The organism is Hyphomonas oceanitis SCH89 (assembly GCF_000685295.1).
Lineage (GTDB): Bacteria > Pseudomonadota > Alphaproteobacteria > Caulobacterales > Hyphomonadaceae > Hyphomonas > Hyphomonas oceanitis.
In genome coordinates this window covers 1-20215 of record NZ_ARYL01000026.1, presented here as the reverse complement: position 1 = coordinate 20215, position 20215 = coordinate 1, and the positions used below count along the sequence as shown (strand labels likewise).

General features: G+C 60.6%; 21 protein-coding genes. 4 read left to right on the top strand and 17 right to left on the bottom strand.

All coding sequences use genetic code 11. From position 1 onward, the window contains the following. The first annotated feature begins 80 nt into the window (after positions 1-80). On the top strand, positions 81-959 hold the full coding sequence (locus tag HOC_RS15065; protein WP_035540073.1) for a LysR family transcriptional regulator: 879 nt from the start codon (positions 81-83) through the stop codon (positions 957-959). Positions 960-973: 14 nt separating this feature from the next. Here HOC_RS15065 and HOC_RS15060 read toward each other — a convergent pair whose 3' ends face one another. The 5 genes from HOC_RS15060 to HOC_RS15040 all read right to left on the bottom strand — a co-directional run bounded on the left by HOC_RS15060 (position 974) and on the right by HOC_RS15040 (position 6248). Then, entirely contained in the window at positions 974-2173 is a 1200-nt protein-coding gene (locus HOC_RS15060) for a CaiB/BaiF CoA transferase family protein (RefSeq protein ID WP_035540071.1), read from the bottom strand. Positions 2174-2303: 130 nt separating this feature from the next. Next, a complete protein-coding gene (locus HOC_RS15055; protein ID WP_035540068.1) occupies positions 2304-3035 on the bottom strand; it encodes a proteasome-type protease in 732 nt (243 codons plus the stop codon). 38 nt (positions 3036-3073) lie between these two features. Then, entirely contained in the window at positions 3074-3871 is a 798-nt protein-coding gene (locus HOC_RS15050) for a transglutaminase family protein (protein ID WP_035540066.1), read from the bottom strand. Between the two features lie 3 nt (positions 3872-3874). Beyond that, positions 3875-4816: an alpha-E domain-containing protein gene (locus tag HOC_RS15045; protein ID WP_035540064.1), complete on the bottom strand. Its 942-nt coding sequence runs from the start codon at positions 4814-4816 to the stop codon at positions 3875-3877. 4 nt (positions 4817-4820) lie between these two features. Then, positions 4821-6248, bottom strand: coding sequence for a circularly permuted type 2 ATP-grasp protein (locus tag HOC_RS15040; protein ID WP_035540061.1), 1428 nt, complete (start codon positions 6246-6248; stop codon positions 4821-4823). A 643-nt stretch (positions 6249-6891) separates the two neighbouring features. On the opposite strand from HOC_RS15040, the gene HOC_RS15035 reads away from it, so the two are divergent. From HOC_RS15035 to HOC_RS15025, 3 genes are all read left to right on the top strand, one after another. After that, positions 6892-7299 (top strand): winged helix-turn-helix transcriptional regulator, encoded by a 408-nt coding sequence (locus HOC_RS15035; RefSeq protein WP_035540058.1) that lies wholly within the window; start codon positions 6892-6894, stop codon positions 7297-7299. Between the two features lie 114 nt (positions 7300-7413). Continuing rightward, positions 7414-8481 carry an alkene reductase gene (locus HOC_RS15030; protein WP_035540056.1) on the top strand — a complete coding sequence of 356 codons (1068 nt, stop codon included), beginning with the start codon at positions 7414-7416 and terminating at the stop codon, positions 8479-8481. Positions 8482-9089: 608 nt separating this feature from the next. Beyond that, a complete protein-coding gene (locus HOC_RS15025; protein ID WP_162174865.1) occupies positions 9090-10322 on the top strand; it encodes a tyrosine-type recombinase/integrase in 1233 nt (410 codons plus the stop codon). A 116-nt stretch (positions 10323-10438) separates the two neighbouring features. Here the strand turns inward: HOC_RS15025 and HOC_RS15020 are convergent, their stop codons facing one another. Genes HOC_RS15020 through HOC_RS14965 form a run of 12 tightly spaced genes read right to left on the bottom strand, consistent with a single transcriptional unit; the run spans position 10439 to position 20131 of the window. After that, positions 10439-10633: a helix-turn-helix transcriptional regulator gene (locus HOC_RS15020; RefSeq protein WP_034744326.1), complete on the bottom strand. Its 195-nt coding sequence runs from the start codon at positions 10631-10633 to the stop codon at positions 10439-10441. Between the two features lie 36 nt (positions 10634-10669). After that, positions 10670-10897, bottom strand: a complete 228-nt coding sequence (locus HOC_RS15015) for a DUF2274 domain-containing protein (RefSeq protein WP_035540054.1) — start codon at positions 10895-10897, stop codon at positions 10670-10672. Then, a complete protein-coding gene (locus HOC_RS15010; protein WP_035540052.1) occupies positions 10894-12156 on the bottom strand; it encodes a TraB/TrbI/VirB10 family type IV secretion system protein in 1263 nt (420 codons plus the stop codon). Before HOC_RS15010 ends, HOC_RS15015 begins: the two co-directional genes overlap by 4 nt. After that, positions 12153-13169 carry a P-type conjugative transfer protein TrbG gene (gene trbG, locus HOC_RS15005; protein WP_034744333.1) on the bottom strand — a complete coding sequence of 339 codons (1017 nt, stop codon included), beginning with the start codon at positions 13167-13169 and terminating at the stop codon, positions 12153-12155. The genes HOC_RS15010 and trbG overlap by 4 nt, the downstream gene beginning before the upstream one ends. 6 nt (positions 13170-13175) lie before the next feature. Next, positions 13176-13865, bottom strand: coding sequence for a conjugal transfer protein TrbF (gene trbF, locus HOC_RS15000; protein ID WP_034744336.1), 690 nt, complete (start codon positions 13863-13865; stop codon positions 13176-13178). Between the two features lie 6 nt (positions 13866-13871). Next, positions 13872-15200, bottom strand: coding sequence for a P-type conjugative transfer protein TrbL (gene trbL, locus HOC_RS14995; protein ID WP_035540113.1), 1329 nt, complete (start codon positions 15198-15200; stop codon positions 13872-13874). A gap of 5 nt (positions 15201-15205) precedes the next feature. Beyond that, entirely contained in the window at positions 15206-15928 is a 723-nt protein-coding gene (gene trbJ, locus HOC_RS14990) for a P-type conjugative transfer protein TrbJ (protein WP_035540049.1), read from the bottom strand. Next, complete coding sequence (gene trbE, locus HOC_RS14985) at positions 15913-18342, bottom strand: conjugal transfer protein TrbE (RefSeq protein ID WP_034744341.1); 2430 nt, start codon at positions 18340-18342, stop codon at positions 15913-15915. Before trbE ends, trbJ begins: the two co-directional genes overlap by 16 nt. After that, a complete protein-coding gene (locus tag HOC_RS14980) occupies positions 18336-18608 on the bottom strand; it encodes a VirB3 family type IV secretion system protein (RefSeq protein ID WP_035540046.1) in 273 nt (90 codons plus the stop codon). Before HOC_RS14980 ends, trbE begins: the two co-directional genes overlap by 7 nt. Continuing rightward, on the bottom strand, positions 18608-18919 hold the full coding sequence (locus HOC_RS14975) for a TrbC/VirB2 family type IV secretion system protein (protein WP_034744347.1): 312 nt from the start codon (positions 18917-18919) through the stop codon (positions 18608-18610). Before HOC_RS14975 ends, HOC_RS14980 begins: the two co-directional genes overlap by 1 nt. Before the next feature lie 14 nt (positions 18920-18933). Next, a complete protein-coding gene (trbB, locus tag HOC_RS14970; RefSeq protein WP_156950505.1) occupies positions 18934-19938 on the bottom strand; it encodes a P-type conjugative transfer ATPase TrbB in 1005 nt (334 codons plus the stop codon). Then, positions 19931-20131 carry a hypothetical protein gene (locus tag HOC_RS14965; protein WP_156950504.1) on the bottom strand — a complete coding sequence of 67 codons (201 nt, stop codon included), beginning with the start codon at positions 20129-20131 and terminating at the stop codon, positions 19931-19933. The genes trbB and HOC_RS14965 overlap by 8 nt, the downstream gene beginning before the upstream one ends. Between the last annotated feature and the right edge of the window lie 84 nt (positions 20132-20215).

Sequence of the window (20215 nt, the reverse complement as noted above, 5' to 3'; positions counted from 1 at the left end):
TGGCCAGTCTAAGACCCGTGTATAGTCTGGTAAATGTACATAAATGCAGCTTGTGGCTGCGTTTATGCAGGTAGATTTTGATGAACTGGGATGACCTTAAACTCTTTCTTGTGGTGAGTCGGCAGCAGAAGCTCGACCTTGCGGCGGCCCAGCTCCAGCAGGATCCAACAACGCTGAGCCGGAGGCTGCGGCGACTGGAATCGGATGTGGGGCAGACTCTGTTTGAACGCACGCGACGGGGGCACGTACTCACACCTGAAGGTGAATCGCTTGCGGCGCGCGTGGAAGCTATGGAAGCGCTGGCACTGGCGGTCGGCGAGTCTGGTGATGGCGAAAGATCGTTGATCGGAAAGGTACGGCTTGGCGTGACGGAGGGCTTCGGAACGGCCTTCGTCGCGCCCGCGCTTGCGGATTTCGTGGCGGAGTGGCCCGGCATTGCGATTGACCTTATCGCCCTCTCTGGACTGGTCAGCGTGCCGAAGCGGGAAGCTGACATGTCGGTGCTGCTGACACGGCCCAAAGCGGGGCGGCTGAAGGTGCGTAAGCTGACCGACTATTCGCTACAGCTGTATGCCAGCAAAGCCTATCTGGCCGCGCACCCGACGATCAATTCCATCGACGAACTTGGCTCGCATAAACTCATCGGGTATGTAGACGATCTAATCTATTCGCCACAGCTGAGATATTTCGATGATGTGCTGCCGGGGCTAAATCATGCGCTCTCAAGCCCGAGCATCATCGCGCAGACGGAAATGACGCGGGCGGGCGCGGGGCTTTGCATCCTTCCAAAATTCATTGCGTCACGACACGCAGAGCTCGTGCCCGTTCTGGCGCATGAGATCGACGTCAAAAGGTCATTCTGGCTCGCCGTTCACGAGGATGTGGCGTCGCTGGCGCGGATCAGGGTCCTGTCGGACTATCTGGCTGACCTGGTGAAAAAGCGTCAGGCAGAGTTCTGATCCGCACCGGCCGATTACGCCACGACGGAGGACTTGAGCAGCGCGTCGATCCTGGCTTCCTCCATCCCAAGCCCCGCAAGCACTTCACGCGTATGCTCGCCCATGCGCGGGGAGGGCCCCTTGGGGCCATCGTCTGCGCCCGGGAAGCGGACCGGCGACGCAGGCGACGCATAGGTCGACCCATCACCTTTGGAACTCGGCGTTTGCACGATGGCGCCGGACGCAAAAGCCTGAGGATCTTCGGCAACTTCGCCCAGCGTCTGGACGGGAGCCCAGGCGATGGAGTTCGCGTCGAGCCGCTCGGAGATTTCCGCCTTGGTATATTTGGCAAAGCCTTCGTCGATGAGGGCGATTACTTCCCCCATGTTCTGCCGGCGAGCCTTGGAGGTGGTGAAACGCGGGTCTTCGGCGAGGTCTTCGCGGTCGATCACCTTGCACATTGGGACCCAGTCGACGTCGCCCTGACGAGCGACGGTACATATCCAGTGGCCGTCTTTCGTCTGGTAGAAGTTGGAGATCGGGACGATTTGCTCGGTGCGGCTTTTGGTAGAGGCAATGCGGCCGAAGAAGAGCTGAATCGCAAAGTCAGAGCCCATAGCATAAAGGCCGGTGCGGAAGAGGGAGGCTTCCACGAGGCGACCTTTGCCTGTGCGTTGGGCCTCGACAAGGGCGGCGCATATGCCCGCGGCGGCAGACATGGACGTGGTGTGGTCGCCAAAGGCGGTGCGCAGGGCGTAGGGATCTTCGCCCTTGGGAATGGTGAGACGCGCAACGCCCGTTCGGCTCCAGAAACTCGCGATATCGAAACCGGGGCGGTCTGCGTCCGGGCCTTCAAGGCCGTAGCCGGTAAGCGAGCAATAGACGAGCTTCGGGTTCAGGCTGCGTAGGCTTTCATGGTCCATGCCCGACCGTGCCAGGCCGCCGGGGCGCACATTGGTGAGGAAGACGTCAGCGTCGGAGGCAAGCTTGCGGACGATATCCTGGCCTTCTTCGGTGGTTGTGTCGACGACGATGGATTTCTTGCCGCGATTGTCGAAGTCGAAGACAGGATTGTCCTGGTAATCGGTGCCGATGGTGCGGAAGAAATTCCGGATCGGGTCGCCGCCCGGTGGCTCGATCTTGATGACCTCTGCGCCCCAGTCGGACAGAATGCACCCGGCTCCCGGCGCGGCCATGTAGGTCGCGTATTCAATGACTTTCAATCCTTCGAGCATTCCTCAATCCCTGTGCCGGTTCTCAATTTTCTGGCACGAGGTTGGACGCTCGGAAATGAAAAGGGAAGTCCTGTGCCCTCACACGAAGCGATTGACGCAGCGTTAGAAAGACAGAGCCAGGGGCAGATCGTCAGAATTTGAAATCGGGCAGCTTGTCGAAGGCTTCCTTCAGGGCTTCGCCCCAACCCGAGGAGATCACCTTGAAATAGGGATCTTCCGGCGGAATACGGCTCACAATACCTGTTTCAAATGTGTCGATACTGTAGGCGTGCATATCGAGGGGCATGCCGACAGCCAGATTGGCCTTCAGAGTCGAGTCGAATGAGACATAGAGCAGCTTGATGGCCTGTTCGAAGCTCATCGACGGATCAAAGGCGCGCAGGATGATGGGGCGGCCATACTTGGTCTCCCCGATCTGAAAGAAGGGGGTTTCCTCACTGGCCTCGATGAAGTTGCCCTCCGGATAGATCAGGAAGAGGCGTGGCTCCATGCCTCTGATCTGGCCGCCGACGATCATGGTAGCACTGAAGGTGCTTTCTGACTCCTGCTGGCCTTCGGCCTGAGAGTGGATGACTTCCTTCAGCGTGTCACCTACGAGACGCGCGACCTGAAACATGGTCGGCGCTGCCAGCAAGGTCTGCTTGCGATCAGCCGGGATCACGGATCGCTCATCAAGCAAGCTGATTACGGCCTGTGTTGTGGCCAGGTTGCCAGCGGTCATGATTGTGATGACGCGGTCACCTTCGACGGACCATGTGAACATCTTCTTGAATGTGGAGATGTTGTCGACACCCGCATTTGTGCGCGTGTCGGACATGAACAGAAGCCCCTCGTCGAGGCGCAGTGCCACACAGTAGGTCATACGATCCCCGCCGATTTTCCCTGATTGGACATCAAGGGTTACTGCTGGACCTGAAGGGTGACAAGCAGGGATTCCACGCCATCCCCAAAGACTATTCCCGCGATGGGAGCGGCTTCTTCATAGTCCAGGCCCGTCGCGATGCGCACGTAACGTTCGTCTGGCGAGATCACATTTGAGATGTCAAAGCCGATCCAGCCAACATCAGGCACAAATGCCTCGGCCCACGCATGGCTTGCCTCCTGATGGATACGGTCATTCATCATCAGATAGCCGCTGACATAGCGTGCAGGAAAGCCCAGAAGGCGCGCCGCACTTACGAAGGTGTGCGCGTGATCCTGGCAGACGCCATGACCGACCTTGAGCGCTTCCTCGGCGGTTGTACCTGTATCTGTCCGGTCCGTTTCGTAGCCGATGGCCTCCCGTATCGTGCTTGACAGGTCATGCAGACGTTCAATCGTATTGGGATTTTCAGGCATGTCGCTGGCGAGCTTGCGAATGAGTTTGCCGGGTTGGGTCAACGCCGTCTGGCGCTTGTAATACCAGAGGGGCGCATGCCCGGAATGAAGGCCGACCACTCCGTTAGTCGGAATTGTGTCGACATCGCCGGTACAGGTGATCGAAATGCCGTTCTCACCGGGGTCGAGGCTTAGTAGTTGCACGCGATTCCCGTGCTGGTCATTGAAAGCACATTCCTCGCGACCGCCTTCAATTTCGATGGTCCAATTGTCTATTGTCTGGCTGTCGCAGGGCTTTGGGGTCAGCCGTATCTGCTGCAGGCCGTACGGGACGGGCTGGTCATAGGAATAGCGTGTCGTGTGGCTGATATGCAGTCTCATGATTTACTCGTAGAACCTGTAATCCTGCTCCACCTGAGAGGCGAGCGCCGCATTGGCCTTGATGAACTCCCGGATGAATTCGTGGAGACCGGAGTCTATGATGTTATCGATCGTGCGACCGGTTAGGCGCGCTTCCAGTTTCGCCGCGAGATCGTGGCTTGGGCGCGTGTCGCCATATTCGACGCCAAGTTCCCGCAGTGAATCGATCAGCCCGTCATAGCAGAAAGCGAGCGAACGCGGCATCCGCGCGTCAAGTATAAGAAACTCGGCAATCGCCTTCGGTGTGACGTTGCCGGCGTTGAGCCAGTGGAAGGAGCTTTCGGCCGAGGCGGAGCGCAGGATCATTTCCCATTGCACATTGTCGAGCGACGAACCCACAGGGGCGCCAGTGGGCAGAAGAACATAGTATTTAACGTCAAGGATGCGGGCCGTATTGTCGGCGCGTTCAATCAGCGAACCGATGCGCGAGAAACTGAAGATGTCATTGCGAAGCATCGTGCCCTGGAGGGCGCCGCGCACAAGCGCGCTTTGCTGACGCACGGTGGAGAGGACATTTGGCAGGTCGGCCTGAGCGACCGGCCTCCGCAACATCTCCTTTAGCACCATCCAGCCATCATTCACCGCTTCCCAGACTTCGCGGGTAAGGGCCGTACGGGTCGCGCGGGCATTATCGCGCGCCATCTGCATAACACTGTAGACGCTCATGGGATTGGTCTTGTCGCGAAGCAAAAAGTCGACGGCGCTATTGGGCGCGATCGTTTCGTGCTTGGCCCTGTAGGCATTGAGACACCCGACCGTGGTCAGAACGGAGGCCCATTCGTCTTCCCCAGCGGCGGCGCGCGTCAGGGCCATACGAAACCCAGCTTCGACCAGCCGCGCCGTATTTTCACTTCGCTCAAGGTAACGGGAGAGCCAGAACAATCCACCGGCGGTCTTGCCTAGCATGACGTCATTCCTCCAGCACCCATGTGTCTTTGGTGCCGCCACCCTGGCTGGAATTGACGACCAGCGAACCCTGTTTCATCGCAACGCGGGTCAGCCCACCGGGCGTTATGTCAATATTATCCGGCGAGACGAGCACGTAGGGCCGTAGATCAACGTGGCGCGGCGCGAGGCCGCTGCGGGTCAGGACGGGCACCGTTGAGAGGGCCAGCGTCGGCTGCGCGATATAGTTTGATGGCTTGGCGATGAGTTTCGCGCGGAAAGCTGCGAGTTCACGCTTGCTCGCGGCTGGGCCAACAAGCATGCCATAGCCACCAGAGCCGTGAACTTCCTTAACGACGAGTTCGTGCAGGTTTTCCAGAACGTATTTCAGCGAGTCCGCTTCGGAGCAACGATAGGTCGGAACGTTCTTCAAGATAGCCGTCTGGCCGGTATAGAACTCAACGATATCAGGCATGTAGGAATATATGGCCTTGTCGTCAGCGATGCCCGTACCCGGTGCATTGGCAAGGGTAATACCGCCAGAACGATAGACGTCCATAATGCCCGGCACGCCCAGCATTGAGGACCGGTTGAAGTTCAGTGGATCAATATATTCGTCGTCGATGCGGCGATAGAGGACGTCGACCGGCTGGTAGCCTTGGGTGGTGCGCATGGCGACACGACCGTCCACCACACGCAGGTCGTGGCCCTCGACGAGTTCGGCGCCCATCTGATCGGCGAGGAAGGCGTGTTCGAAATAGGCAGAGTTGTGAAGGCCAGGCGTCAGGACCGCCACGGTGGGTCGCCCTTCACTGCGCACCGGGGCGCACTTGCCGAGCGAGCGCCGGAGAAGGGTAGGATAGTTGCTGATCGGCTGGACCTTGATCTGCGAGAAGAGTTCCGGGAACATCTTCAGCATGGTTTCCCGGTTTTCGAGCATGTAGGACACACCCGACGGGGTGCGGGCATTGTCTTCCAGAACGTAGAACTCGTTGGCCCCGGTGCGCACGAGATCGACGCCGACAATGTGGGTGTAGACGCCGCCGGGCGGGGTCACACCGATCATTTCGGGCAGGAAGGCCTCGTTATTGGCGATAAGATGTTCCGGGATCCGACCCGCACGGAGAATTTCCTGACGGTGATAGATGTCGTGCAGGAAGGCATTGATCGCCTTGACCCGCTGTTCGATGCCGCGAACAAGCAGGCGCCATTCCTTGCCATCTATGATGCGGGGAACCAGATCGAACGGAATAAGCCGTTCGTCAGCATCTTTCTCGCCATAAACATTAAAAGTAATGCCGGTGCGCCTGAAGAATGTTTCGGCTTCGCGAGACTTCTTGTGAAGCTCGTTTATTTTGACGGATTCGAGCCAGGCACAGTATTCAGCGTAGGGCTGACGTGCCGATTCATCCGGTCCACGCATTTCATCAAAGAAAACTGTACTGCCACCCATAGATCCACAACGCACCAAATACTTAATCGTTGCAAGGGGGGAGAACCATGAGCCCAAGAGAGCCATCAGCCTGAGCAGGTTTTCAGCAGGCTGATGCAGATGCGATTTAGAAGCGAGCAAGTATGCGACAGTTGGGAAAGAGTGCTGCCGGGCTCCTTGCAACTAAGGCGCCGATCTGACAGCCACCCGGCACTGATTGGAGTTCCGCTTTCTCCCGACCGAAGCGCCACTCATCATGTCTTGTAAATCTGCAACCGCCTTTTGCGTTATCTGAAATTTGTAAAAGGACTGCCGGGTATCCATAAGGCCACGTGGCGGGCCGCGCACTTGCTCCTTGGATCTGCCGGTCTGGCAAACCTGCGCGACCGCTTAATCAAACGGCAATAACTGGGACGAAGCCGTCATTCCGGCCTCTCCCATTGAAGGGCGGCTTCCGGCGAGAGCTGACGCTCCCGCCACCGGAGCATGGAGCTTAACGCGTTAGGCATCGGCGGGGGAGTCCGCCGGTATGAGAGTACAAGTGCTGACTCGGCAGGAACTCGACGTTCCAGATTCGAGCGGAGCGCCGAGATACAGAAGTTTACAATGTATACTAGGGCGCGTTAAATACTGATTTTGGATGAAACGTTAGGTGCACGCCCCCATGGAACTGGAATCGATCTGCTTTTCGTCGGACTGCCGCAGCCGGGGCCTTTTCGATCAGATTGCCGACAAATGGTCGGCAATGGTATTGGCGATCCTGTCCGCTCGGCCGCATCGGTTCAATGTAATTCGCAGGCGATTGGAGGGCGTTAGCCAGAAGGCGTTGACACAATGTCTCCGCCGGCTTGAACGCAACGGGTTGGTCAACCGTCGCGTCATCTCCCTCTCACCGGTGGCCGTCGAGTACGAGATCACTCCGCTGGGACGCAGCCTGCAAAAGCCGCTGGGCGCATTGCACCAGTGGACGCTGGACAATCTCGCGGAGGTCGATGCGGCACGCGAGACCTTCGATGATCGACAATCGGACGACGCTTTCGGCGGCGTCCAGGTGGGGAATCGCACGGACTAGAACCCGGCGGGTCGGATGTCAGGTTACCTCAGCCCTACCAGGTTACCTTATGGTTCCTAATTGACACCAGGTTTACAAGTTATACCTAGACGTCCAGATTAACTGGAGCGTCGAATGACTGAGCTGAAACTACTGTCCCCGCTGAAAACCGATACGTTCGAATTCAGAAATCGCGTCTTCATGGCTCCCATGACGAGAGGCAGGTCGCCCGACCGTGTCGCGAATGAACTGACCGCGCGCTATTATGCCCAACGTGCCACGGCTGGCCTCATCATCACGGAAGGCACGCAGATCAGTGAGCAAGCGATCGGCTGGACGAATACGCCCGGGATTTACACCGACGAACAGATCGAAGGGTGGCGAAAGGTCACCCAGGCCGTTCACGAGGCCGGAGGCCTCATTTTCGCGCAACTCTGGCATACGGGCCGCGCGTCGCATCCGGACTTTCACGGCGGCGCACTGCCCGTTGCGCCGTCGGCGCTCCCCTTCAACAGCCAAGCCTTCACGCCCGAGGGGCCGAAGCCTACCGTAACCCCCAGGGCGATGACCGTGGAGGAGATCCAAAGTACGATCCTAGACTACGAGATCGCCGCACGCGCAGCAAAGGCTGCGGGCTTCGACGGCGTGGAAGTGCATGGTGCCAATGGCTATCTGCCCGCCCAGTTTCTCGAAGACGGGCCCAACAAACGAACCGACGCCTATGGTGGCCCTGTCGAAAATCGAGCCCGTTTCCTGCTCGAAGCGACCGATGCCGCCATCCGGGTCTTTGGGCCATCCCGCGTGTCTGTCCGGCTTTCGCCCCGGATCCCTTATAACGACATGGGCGATAGCGACCTGGAAGGCACCTACATGTTTGCCGTCGAAGCCCTCGAGGCGCGGAAGGTAGGGATGCTCCACTTCATGGAACCGGCCCAACTTCCGGACGGTCTCGATCTGCTCGCACCCGAAGCAAGAAAGCGGTTTACCGGTAAGTTCATCGTGAACGTTGGATATGATCGCGACACTGCCGAACGGGCGATAGCCACCGGTCTGGCCGATGCAGTGACGTTCGGAACGCTCTTCATCAGCAACCCTGATCTCCCCGAACGCTTCCGTCGCGACGCCGCCTTGGCTCCTTCCGACACCGCGACCTACTATGTGGGTGGCGAGCAGGGTTACACGGACTACCCGCTTCTCGGCTGAGGCTTCTGCCGAGGCAGCCTTCTCGATCCAGCCGCCCCGTTGCAAACGGATAAAGCGAGCGGTCGGATCGAGATTTTTTAAAAGTCTTGTCCCGCCGTCACGTTCTGCCCAGAACATTTCCGCTCTGGGAAAGGCTAAGCTGTTGGCTCATATTTGGCGTCAATCGACCGGGGGGGCGGCAAGGCGCGGACGGCCGGTTTCATCAGAAGAGGTCGTTCGCTCGGACGTAAAGGGAGGTCTTGATCTGGTCGAAAGCTACCGCGCTGTCGGCCTGGACACGGAAGAGTCGGACAATAGCGCGGAAACAGCTCTTCGCTCTACCGCATGGTGGTGGTGCGCTGATCGGCGGCGATATCGGGTCATAGAGGGAAATCGCGGGGGTGGCGGAGGAGGAGGCCGTCATATAGGAACCTCATCCCATTCCTTGTTGTTCCAATATTAGACAATAAGCCAATAAATAACAATGCAGTAAAGGCCGTAGTGGGGAACTTTTGATGCAGCTTGTTTCATTTGATTTCATCCCGAACCAGCGTCACGAGTGCACTAGAAAATGCACTAGCAAAGCACTAGCGTGCCTAAACAGTTGCGACAAAATTACGAGAGTGGTGATGGCACAGGGGATAAATAAACTGAGTGACAGAGCGATCAATGCCAAAAAAGCGGCGGGTCGTTACGCTGATGGAGGTGGTCTTTATCTTCAGGTTCAACCCGGTGGGTCTCGAACCTTTATCTTCATGAAGACGTATGGCGGCAAACGCCAGGTCCTCGGATTGGGAGCGTATCCCGCAGTAACGCTCGCGGCCGCAAGAACAAAGGCATTTGAACTTCGAAAACAGTTCGAAGAGGGCGAATTGGCCGAACTGGTGACAGCTGAAACCTCGCTCAGCGAGGCTCATCACCAGCTACAGATGAGGCGACGCGAAGAAAAACGCCTGGCCGCACAAAAGGAGGAGGCTCGCGTTACGTTTTCCGAATTTTCGAAAGATTGGATGGATAAGAACCTGGTCAGCCTTTCCAATCCAAAGGCAAGACAGCAATGGTACAATACGCTTCGCGACTATGCGAAGCCGATTGCCGGTCTGCCTGTAGACGAGATCAAGACGGAACATGTGCTCAACTGTCTGAAGCCGATCTGGCAAACGAAACCGGAAACAGCCCGCCGTGTGCAACAAAGGATCGAACGCGTGCTTGCCGCCGCTGAGGTTCTTGGCCTCAGAGACGGCAAAAACCCAGCACAATGGCAGCGTAATCTCGATCTGCTCTTGCCTAATATGCGCTCGCTTCGACAGCACCATCCGGCAATGCCCTATTCAAAATTACCGGATTACTTCGCGGAACTGTCGGGCAGATACAGCTGCGCATCCCAGTGCCTGCGATTTATTATCCTGACGGCTGTCAGATCATCTGAAGGCAGGGGTGCACTCTGGTCGGAAATCGACTTTGAAAAGTCTGTCTGGACCATACCCCCAGAGCGGATGAAGGCCCGCAAGGAACAGCGCATCCCCCTGAGCTCTGCGTGTCTGGCGCTTTTGGTCGAGCGCCGCTCGCTGGATACCTCTGGTTTCGTTTTCAAATCGCCGACAATTGCGAGTCACGTGTCAGAAGCTGCCTTGCGAAATCTTATGAGCGGTACTGGCGCCAATGATTATACAATCCATGGCTTCCGAAGCACATTTCGTGACTGGGCGGGCAACGCGACATCCTTCCCGAGAGAGCTCGCAGAGGAAGCACTTGCGCACCAGCTCGGGTCTGTCGAAGCGGCCTATCGACGTGATCTTGCCACCGAACGACGTCGAGAGCTCATGGAATCCTGGTCACAATACGCCACGTCGGCGAAGTAGCCTAGTGTCGGAGGCGGGCCCCCCAGATCCAAAATCTTAGGTGCAAGTCGACTGTCCAGGTCAAAGACATACGGGTTGTTTTTGGCGCTGACTGTGTCGGTCACCAAAATTTTGATTCATTTGTCGGAATAGGTTTGGCGCGGTGCCCCCTCTATCCAGTCCTGCACTTCCTGCTCCCGCCACCGGACAGCGTCGCCGGGCAGCTTCACAGGTGCTGGAAAGACTTTTGCGCGCACCTTTCTCCAAAGGGTGGTCCTGCTCCTGTAGCCGGTCAGGTCGAGAACCTGCTTTGCTGTTATCAATCTGGCCATTCCTCACACTCCACTTGTTGAATTGATACTGTCGGGTCAGGCACCTTTACGCGCGCGTGCCTTCCGAAATCCACTGTCACTCGCAATGAACGCCTCGAGCATCAGCGGCACCAGCATCGCGACAGATGTCTCAGCCCCATAGGTGCCAGAATGCACCCGGGCGTAGGCATCGAGGTCTGCCGCCTGCGCCGGCTCCACGCTGATCGATAGTTTCTGCGGTGTTCGGTCCGGCAACGGCCCGATCTTTAAACTCACTTCACTCATGGTTGTTGGCCTCCTTCATAGGGCTTCAGGACAATGTCCTTGTTGACGACGATGCCGAGCCGCCAGCCGGGGCGGATGGTGATGGTCGGCTGGACGTCGAGATTGCGGCGCACAATGTCCTGACCCGCCTGGTTTGCGCCCGTCTGGGCCGACCGGCGGAGGGCGCGTGCGATGTCCCCCTCATCATCGCTCGCAAGCTCGGAGCCGACCCCGAGCAGCGTTGAGAGCGCAACGCCCTGCAGCAGGCGCCAGGAGTGATAGTCGACCTTGTCTTCAAGACCGGCATATCCGCGCGCATCGACACCAGCGAGATTGTCGATCCGGATCGACGTGCCGTCAGGCATGATGATACGCGTCCAGACAAGCAGGGCGCGTGACTGGCCGAATGCGATGACACTGTCATAGCGGCCGATCACGCGGGCGCCTTGCGGCACAAGCACCGTCTCGCCGCTCACCGTATCATAGACCGGGTTCGTCACTTGCGCGATGACCTGGCCCGGCAGGTCGGAGTTCACCCCCGTGAGCAGGGTTGCAGGGATCACTGTCCCGGCCATCAGCTGCCAGGGGGAGACGGGCGTCTCGAGCCGGTGCGGATTGTAGATCGACGTGTCATCCGTCTCGCCGAGGAAATCCATCTTCCGTTCCTGCCGGTTCGGATCTTCGCTGAGCGACGCGCCAAACACGCCAGACGCAGAGTTCGCGAACGCTGACAGGTCCGGCATTTGCAGCGCGGGACGCTTGTCATCGGCTGTTTCTGACACCGATGACAGTCTTGCCCCGCTTGCTCCAACGGAGAAGAACACGCCGCTGCCGCGTGCGGCTTCGGACATGGCCGCCTCCCGCGCCGCAAGTTCCGCTTCGCGCATCTGGCGGGCCGTATCGACCTCTGTCGGCGGTGCAGCATCATAGGCCTCATCAAACGTCATGCGTCCTTCGCGCCGGGCTTTCAGGATGGGGCCGCCAAGGTCACCCGGCAGCGGCGGCCCGAGTTCCGGCGCCTCGGGCTTCACGTCGCCATAGCTTGCCGGGAGCGCTTCCAGGCCTTCGGCCGTCGGCTTTCTCGCGGTCGCGTAGAGCTCGCGTCCGGCCGTGGCCTTGTCCCTCTCCGGGGATTGAAGCGCAAATGCCAGCGATCCGAGTATGACCGCACTGGCTGTCCCTAGCAGGATAGCAAGCGCGCGCTTCGAGAACCGCCGGACCGGCCGGGGCTTGCCGCGGATCTCCAGAGATTCAGAGGCTGGGGAAGACCTCTGGCTCATCGGCCCGCATCTCCCAGATCGGACCGTGCGATCCGCACGACATCCTGCTTCTTCTCGCCGAGGCGGAGCTCGGCTTTCGCAAACAGGCGGTCGACCACATAATAATTCCCCGACATGCGGTAGTTCACCAATTGGGAGCGCCCGTCGCGGCCAATCACGAACAGGGCGGGTGTATCGCCCTGGTCAAGCCGGGCGGGGAACTGGATATAGACCTTTCGGCCATCGTCGAATACGCGCTCCGGGCGCCAGTGCGGCCTGTCACCTGCAAGCTCGTAGCGGAACTTCAGGCGTTCCAGCTGGAGGCCCTGCGGTGCATGCGGCTCCGCAGCCCGGGACGTGGCACTGGCAACATGGGTCACGAGTTGCTGGTCCGCATAACGCCAGGAGACGGCGGCCATATATGTCTCCTGGAATGCCTGAAGCTCGAGGTGGTAGGCGCGGCGTGACGTCGTCACAATCAGGTTTGTCCGGAGGCCGGGCTGGATCGGTTTGACGAGAATGTGAGCCTGCGCTGCCGTGCCAGTGCCCGACACGGTGTCGCCAAGTACCCAGCGGACCGTGTCACCGGCCGACACTGACAAGAGCTCCTCGCCGGGTTCGAGCGCGATGTCGGTCACCTGTTCTGGCGCGCAATAAACCTGATAGAGTGCTCCGACTGTGTAGGGATAGACTTGGATCGCGTTCATGTAATTGTCGAGCGAGGGTTCGATGGACGCCTTGCTGTTGGCAGTCTCAATCGCCTCAAAGGGTTTGAGCGATGACGCGACAGCGGCAGCAACAGGCAGGGGCTTCAATTGTCCCGGCATCGGCACCGGGTGGTAGGTCGTCAGCACAACAGGTGATGGCACGCCGTCCAGGTCTTCTTCCGGTTCGAGAAAGAGGTCTTCGGCGAACGCTGTGTCATCCGGCAGCTCCGCATCAAGCAAGATGTCGGGCGCCCCAGCGCCAGAGGGAAAGGTTTCGCAAGCCGTAAGGCAAGTCGCACCGAGAAGGATCAGGGCAAGGCGTTTCATGGAAATCTACTCCTGTTTGTGGTCTTGCGACCAGTTGAGGCCATGGACGTAGAGTCCCAGCGGATTGGCTCGCAGGGTTTCCACATCGCGGGGCGGATCGATCACAATGGAAAAGATGCCCGTGTGGTGTGACCGGTCGATCTCGGCGCCATTTCGGAATGCCGTCTCGCGCCAGCGCACGGTGAAACTGTCATCGGAGGAGCGTACGACGCTGGTCACGTCGACCGAGACCGAGCGGTGTCCGATATCGGCGAACGGGTCATTGTCACGGGCATAATCGTTGAGTGTCGCGGCGGCCCGGTCGGTCGCATAGGCATAGGCCTTCAGCCAGTTCTGGCGCACCACGACCGGATCAATGGAAACCGAGCGCGTATTTGTGACAAAGTTCGCGAGATGATACGCGATCTGTGCATCGGTCGGCTCGTACTGCCCCTCGGCCGGGCCGACGGCGCGTACGGCGCCGTCTGTCGTCAGTTCAACCACATACGGCGTCACAAAAGACTGGGTCGAGCGCCAGACAAGCCCGCCTGCCAGCACGAACGCGAGCGCAATCGATCCGAGGGCCGCGAGGCGCCAGTTTGCGGCCTGAACCCGGTAGGAGCCGATCCGGTCGTCCCAGGCCTGAGCCGCGCGCTGGTAGGGTGTGACAGGTTCGGGTGTGTCGCCGTATCGGCAGGTTGTGCGTTTCCAAAGCATCTCTGTCTAATCCTCGTCTGATCGGAGCTGAACGGATGTGCCACCGCCTGGCTGGTCGCCGTCTCGGACGGCAGAGGCGGCCATCATGCCGGCATCACGGGTTGTCTGGCTGCGCCGGATGCGGCTTGCCCAATCGGGCGCTGACCGGTCATTGGCGGCTGGGGGCTCGGAAGGGCCGGCGCCTGTTCCGCCGGTCGCGGCAAAGGCAGCGCGGCTGCCCGCCTGAGCCTTTGCGCCAGGATTGCCGAAGGCGCGCTTGGCGAACCCAGCAGCACCTGACGCCACGGTCTGGACCCCTGCGCTTGCGACGCCGCGGGCGCCCGCAGCCGCGGCGCCCATGCCCGTCTTGCCGGAGCGCGCCGCGCCGAGCGAATAGGCTGTACGCGCGCCGCCTGCCATCGAGGCTGCGGCACCGACTGCGCTGCGGCCACCCCCGGCCACGGCGGAAACGGCTGACTTCGCAACCGTCCCTCCGGCCACCGTGCCTGCTGCAACCCCCGCCATCGTGCCGACCGCCGTGCCTGCGCCAAGCTGCGGTGCGCCGGAAACAAGGCCGGTCGCAATGCCGGGCCCGAACAAGCCGAGGGCGAGCAAGGCGAGCGACCCCAGGATAACGGAAGCCGCCTGCTCAAGCGTCACATTGTCCGGCTCGAACGTGGATGTGATGCTTGTGAAGATCGTGGATCCGATGCCGACAATGATGGCGAGCACCATGAGCTTGATGCCCGAGGCAATCACATTGCCGAGCACCTTCTCGGCGAGGAACGAAGTCTTGTTCCAGAGCGCGAAGGGAATGAGGACAAAGCCCGCCAGCGTTGTCAGCTTGAATTCGATGATGGTCACGAAGAGCTGGATCGCGAGGAAGAAGAAGGCGAGGAGCGTGATCAGCCAGGCGAGGAAGAGGACCGCGATGATCACGATATTTTCGAAGAAGGCGATCGGGCCTGTCAGTTTCCGGATTTCATCCAGCAGGGGATAGGCGGCATCAAATCCGGTCGCCGCGACGAAGCCGGGCTTCACGATGTCGTCTGCCGTCAGTGTCCCGCCGGTTGCATTGAGTCCAAGCTGGGCAAAGCTTCGGAACACGACGTCGGCGAGCAGGGCGAAATTGCCGAGGATCAGGGCAAAGGCGCCGACATAGAGGACCTTTTTCAGGAACCGGCCGATGACGTCCGTGTCCGGTCCCATGGCCCAGAAGAGACCGGCCAGCGTCACATCGATTGCGATCAGCACCGAAGTCAGCCAGGCGACATCGCCCTGTAGGAGGCCGAACCCGCTATCGATATAGGCGGAGAAGGTCGCGACAAACCGGTCGATGACATTGAGATCCTCCATGGCCATCAGTTCCGGGTGTAGGCGGCGCCGTCGCCGCGGAAGCGTTCGTGCCGGACCCGCGCCTGCTCTTCGAGCGCGGCGCGCCGGGAAGCCTCGACCGCCTCCATCCGGTACTGGGCCGCCATCAGCTGCTGCATCTGCATTTGCTGTTCGACAGAGAGGGCGATCAGCTGGTTGCCGGCCTGGGCCACAGAGAGATTGCCTGAAGCCGACTGGCTCTCACTGACAAGTTCGCTCAGCGTGCCTTGAGAATCAGCAATGGCCGACACGATCCCTGACTGGACCTGCACAGCGCCCGCAAAACTCCCCCGCGACAGACGCCACTGATCTTTTGCCTGCGCGGTGATCTCTGCGTTCGAGACGTCCTCGTAGCTCTCCGGGAAGGCCTCCTCATACCGGCGTTCTGACTCTTCAACTTCGTAGGAAATCTCGTCGGCCTCACGCATCAGCGTGTCGATCCGTTCTAGCAGGCGTTTCAAATGCTCGATGGACCCATAGTCGAGGCGTTTGAGGTCCTCGGCCTGGTTCACCAGCATTTGCGCCTCGTGCTGGAGCTGCGTGATCTGGTTGTTGATCTGCTCCAGCGTATTGGTGGCCGTCACGATGTTCTGCACCAGGTTCGTCGGGTCGATCACGACGTCACCGACACCGAGCAGGGCGTCTGCGCGCGGCACCGTCAGGGACAGTCCCAACATCCCCACGAGTACAGCGGTCACTCTGCGGCGCATGGCACGGCCTCCCTGTCAGCGATGAGGTCAGAGGCCCAATCGAGCCCCTTCGCCGCGAGCCAGGCGGCAGCGAACCCGTCCGGTCCCACGACGTCCATAACCTCATCCATCTGCACCTGATCGGCCTTCGACCCGGCCGCGCAGAATGCGAGCGCCACGGGACCCAGCTCCAGATCGAAGAGCCGGTTGCCCGCCGGGCATTGCAGGTAATAGTCCCGTTTCGGCGTTGCCCGCGCGATCAGCTGGGTCTGCCGGGCATTGAGACCAAACGCATCATAGGTTTTTGCCTGTCCGGGTTCTTCGGCCCGTGCATTGGCGAGGAATATCCGGGTGGGCGCGCTTTCGATCAGGGCCGGTGCAATCGCGCTCGAAGTAATGTCCGCCAGGCTCTGTGTCGCAAACACGACCGAGACGTTCTTTTTGCGAAGAGTCTTCAGCCAGTCCCGCAGGCGTCCTGCAAACAGCGGATGATCAAGGAAGAGCCAGGCCTCGTCGAGGATGAGCAAGGTCGGACGGCCGTCGAACCGCGCCTCCAGCCTCTCGAAGAGATGCGCAAGGACAGGCGCGGCAAGGCGCCTGTCCGACATCAAGGCTTCCATTTCAAAGCACGCCAGATCTGACGCTGCAAAACTGTCCGCATCTGCGTCGAGTAGCACGCCATAGGGCCCGTCCAGCGTGTAAGGCTGCAGCGCTTGCCTCAAAGCCGACGACTGGATCAAAGCCGTCAGCCCCGTCAGCGTGCGCTGGCGGCGCGGGGCTTCAGCCAGGCTCTTCAGCGCCGACCAGACGGCCTGGCGTACTTCCGGGATGATCGTGACGCCTTCCTGTTCGATCAGTGCCAGGATCCAGTTCTGCGCGGCAGCGAGCGATCCTTCATCAGATATTTCACTCAATGGCTGGAACGCGTGACTGCCGCCCAGGTCTAGGTCATACCAGTCACCGCCCAGCGCCATCGTCATGGCGCGCGCCGACTTTCCCTTGTCGAACACGAAGACCTGGGCGCCTTCATAGCGCCGGAACTGAAGCGCGAGCAGGGACAAAAGAACCGACTTGCCGGCCCCTGTCGGCCCGACAATCATCATGTGCCCGACATCACCCTGGTGCGCCACCAGCCGGAACGGGGTGGAACTGGCCGAACGTGCCATCAGGAGCGGCGGGCCATCCAGATGGTCATTGCGCTCGGGCCCGGCCCATTGGGTCGACAGCGGCGCCATATGGGACAGGTCGACCGTATTCAGGATCGGCTGGCGCACATTGGCATAGGCCTCGCCGGGCAGGGTCCCGAGCCAGGCATCGAGGGCGTTGAGGGTTTCCGGGGTGGCGGTAAAGCCGCGGGCATTGATGACGCGTTCGGCAGCCCGGATACGTTCTTCGGCAACCAGCGGATCGGCATGGGTGAGAACGAGCGTTGCCGTGTAATAGCCAAACGCGACATGGCCTGCGCCGAGCGCCTGCAGGGCGGCGTCGACATCAGAGGCCTGATTGTCGGCGTCCGTGTTGAACTGGGTGGCCGGTTCATTGGTCAGGATTTCCCGGACATACGACACGAGCGAACGGCGCTTGGCCAGCCAGGCCCGCATGTAACGGTTGAGGATCTTCTCCGCGTCCGCTTTGTCGAGCGGTATGAACCGCGTCACCCAGCGGTACGGGAACCCGAGCTGGTCAAGTTCCGCCAGGAGGCAAGGCTCGCTCGTCCCCGGGAACTTGCGCACCGTCAGGACTTTCAGCGTCTCGCCGCCGAGCATGGGGGCGAGCCCACCGGTCACGTCCGTGTCGGCAAGCAGGCCGTCGAGGAACATCGGCGCCTCCGGTGCCCGAACTGGATGCCGTTTCAGGGAGATGCAGCCATGCAGGTAGGTCAGCGTTTCATCGTCATCCAGAAACCGTGCCTCCGGCATAAGGTCCGCCATGAGGTCCAGCGCCCGTACTGTCTCGGTTTCGAAACGGTCAAGGTTTTCAGCAAAGAAGCTGCGCGGCGCTGCGGCTGGATCTTCGATGAACAGCTGCTCGACGCGGGCTGTCCGGTCGGCTGGTGGCATCCAGCTGAGGGTCAGATAGCAATCGGTTTCAAAATGCCGGCCCACCTCTTCGAACTGGGCGCGGCGTTCCGCGTCGACCAGCCAGGCGGCCGGATCACGCCAGCTGTTGTCCGGATACGAGGTCGAATCCCGCCGGTCTGCTTCGAACCAGAGCGCCCATCCGGACCCGAACCGCATCAGCAGATTATTCATCCGGGCAGAGATGGAGACCAGTTCTTCCGGCGTCGCGCTCTCAAGGTCAGGGCCACGATAGGCAATCGTCCGCTGCAGGCTGCCATCCTTGTTGAGGATGATGCCGGGCGCGATCAGCGCGGCCCATTTGAGGTGGTCGGCGAGGCGCGCCGGGCGGGCGCGGTATTCACGGAGGTTCAGCATGCGAGATACCCCTTGTGGCGGACGTGCCGGATCAGAACGTCGACAAATTGCGGATCACGCCGCGCCGCAAACACGCAGAGCCCGTGCGCGATCAGCCAATAGGCGAGCCCCACAATCCAGAGCTGGAGACCGAGCCCAAGCGCTGCGGCGAGCGTGCCGTTCACGATGGTCGCCATGCGCGGCGCACCCGCGATCAGGATCGGCTCGGTGAGCGCGCGGTGGACCGGCGTCACATAGCCTTCAGGGAGGGACGAACGGCCAGCCATCAGAGCGTCGCCCCGCCGCCGAACGAGAAGAAGGAAAGGAAGAACGAAGTGGCCGCAAACGCGATCGACAGGCCGAACACGATCTGCAGGAGCTTCCTCATCCCGCCGCCGCTTTCCCCGAACGCAAGGCCGAGGCCGGTCAGGATGATGACGATCGTGGCGAGGATCTTGGCGACCGGGCCCTCGATGGATTCCAGGATCGATTGCAGCGGTCCTTCCCAGGGCATGCCGGAACCCGCCGCATGGGCCGGCAGGACAAGAAGGGCAGCAAGCGCTGTCAGGCTGAGGGCTTTGCCCATATCTCGGTTCATCGGTCGTGTTCCTTTCAGTGGTGGAGTGCAGAAGGCTGGAGCGACGGCAGGTTCGGCAGGACGAGCTGTAGGTCGGGCACAATCGGGCGAAGGTCATAACCATGCCGACCGAGCCCGCAGAGCGAGGCGACGGTCTCGACCCGGCGAGACCCATGTTGGCGCGCGATGAACACGACACTGTCTATCGTCTCAGAAATGAGATCATGTGGCACGTTCACGGCCGCCTCGCCGACCAGCTGTTCGAGTCGGGAAAGACCCGCCAGCGCAGAGTTTGCGTGCAGGGTCGCGATCCCGCCCGGATGGCCGGTATTCCAGGCCTTCAGCATGTCGAGGGCTTCGGCCCCGCGTACTTCGCCAATTACGATCCGGTCGGGCCTGAGACGCAAGGTCGAGCGCACAAGGTCTGACAGGGAGACCGATCCCGGCTGCGTGCGCAGTTGCACGACATCCGGTGCGCCGCAGGAAAGCTCGCGCGTGTCTTCCAGGATGACCAGCCGGTCGCCGGTCTCGGCCATTTCAGCAAGGAGCGCATTGGCGAGTGTTGTCTTGCCAGACCCGGTGCCGCCGACGATCAGGATGTTTGACTTGTCGAGCACTGCGCGCCGCAGGGCATCGGCATGGTGGCCACTCATCACGCCGGAGGCGACATATTCATCAAGCCGGATGACGCGTCCGGCCGGTTTGCGGATCGAGAAACAGGGGCCCGGCGCGACCGGCGGCAGGACGCCTTCGAACCGTTCGCCTCCCATGGGCAGCTCGGCCGACACAAGCGGCGCGTCCGCCGTCGCGTCACGCCGCATATGGGTTGCGACCAGCCGGATCACGCGCTCGACCTGGGCCCGTGCCAACACCGCGCCGCAGGCAGTACGCCCCGCGCCATGCCGTTCGATCCAGAGCCGGCCATCGGGGTTGACCATGATCTCGACGACCTGGGCGTCGGCAAGCGCCGCCATGATGACGGGCCCGAACGCGGTGGCCAGCATGTCACGGGTGCGCGAAAGGCTCTGGGCTTCACGCATCGATCCCGCTCCGCACGCCAAGCCGGTCGAGCTCGGCTTCGCTGACAAAGTCGGACGGCGCAGCAACGAACTCCTCGATGGCATTTTGCAGGATCCTGTCGCCGGAGCGCACGCTTTCGGCCACCTGACGAACAAAGAAATCGAACTTTAGGTCACCCTTGGCCCGCGCCGCATCGAGCTGGTCGGCCGGCACCGGCGGCGTCACGGTCAGAAAATAGCGGACATAAGTCGAGACCGTCTCGCCGAGGTGGTCTGCCTCCCGAAAAGTGGTCCGTTA

Bases quoted from the DNA above. Each gene is read 5' to 3' on its own strand.
- HOC_RS15020 (WP_034744326.1), bottom strand. From the start codon at position 10,633: ATGGCCAGATTGATAACAGCAAAGCAGGTTCTCGACCTGACCGGCTAC.
- HOC_RS15010 (WP_035540052.1), bottom strand. From the start codon at position 12,156: ATGAGCCAGAGGTCTTCCCCAGCCTCTGAATCTCTGGAGATCCGCGGC.
- HOC_RS15030 (WP_035540056.1), top strand. From the start codon at position 7,414: ATGACTGAGCTGAAACTACTGTCCCCGCTGAAAACCGATACGTTCGAA.
- HOC_RS15060 (WP_035540071.1), bottom strand. From the start codon at position 2,173: ATGCTCGAAGGATTGAAAGTCATTGAATACGCGACCTACATGGCCGCG.
- HOC_RS14980 (WP_035540046.1), bottom strand. From the start codon at position 18,608: ATGGCTGGCCGTTCGTCCCTCCCTGAAGGCTATGTGACGCCGGTCCAC.
- HOC_RS14975 (WP_034744347.1), bottom strand. From the start codon at position 18,919: ATGAACCGAGATATGGGCAAAGCCCTCAGCCTGACAGCGCTTGCTGCC.
- trbL (WP_035540113.1), bottom strand. From the start codon at position 15,200: ATGGAGGATCTCAATGTCATCGACCGGTTTGTCGCGACCTTCTCCGCC.
- HOC_RS15040 (WP_035540061.1), bottom strand. From the start codon at position 6,248: ATGGGTGGCAGTACAGTTTTCTTTGATGAAATGCGTGGACCGGATGAA.
- HOC_RS15055 (WP_035540068.1), bottom strand. From the start codon at position 3,035: ATGACCTACTGTGTGGCACTGCGCCTCGACGAGGGGCTTCTGTTCATG.
- HOC_RS15065 (WP_035540073.1), top strand. From the start codon at position 81: ATGAACTGGGATGACCTTAAACTCTTTCTTGTGGTGAGTCGGCAGCAG.
- HOC_RS15015 (WP_035540054.1), bottom strand. From the start codon at position 10,897: ATGAGTGAAGTGAGTTTAAAGATCGGGCCGTTGCCGGACCGAACACCG.
- HOC_RS15035 (WP_035540058.1), top strand. From the start codon at position 6,892: ATGGAACTGGAATCGATCTGCTTTTCGTCGGACTGCCGCAGCCGGGGC.
- trbE (WP_034744341.1), bottom strand. From the start codon at position 18,342: ATGCTGAACCTCCGTGAATACCGCGCCCGCCCGGCGCGCCTCGCCGAC.
- HOC_RS15045 (WP_035540064.1), bottom strand. From the start codon at position 4,816: ATGCTAGGCAAGACCGCCGGTGGATTGTTCTGGCTCTCCCGTTACCTT.
- trbF (WP_034744336.1), bottom strand. From the start codon at position 13,865: ATGCTTTGGAAACGCACAACCTGCCGATACGGCGACACACCCGAACCT.
- HOC_RS15025 (WP_162174865.1), top strand. From the start codon at position 9,090: ATGGCACAGGGGATAAATAAACTGAGTGACAGAGCGATCAATGCCAAA.
- trbJ (WP_035540049.1), bottom strand. From the start codon at position 15,928: ATGCGCCGCAGAGTGACCGCTGTACTCGTGGGGATGTTGGGACTGTCC.
- trbB (WP_156950505.1), bottom strand. From the start codon at position 19,938: ATGCGTGAAGCCCAGAGCCTTTCGCGCACCCGTGACATGCTGGCCACC.
- HOC_RS15050 (WP_035540066.1), bottom strand. From the start codon at position 3,871: ATGAGACTGCATATCAGCCACACGACACGCTATTCCTATGACCAGCCC.
- trbG (WP_034744333.1), bottom strand. From the start codon at position 13,169: ATGAAACGCCTTGCCCTGATCCTTCTCGGTGCGACTTGCCTTACGGCT.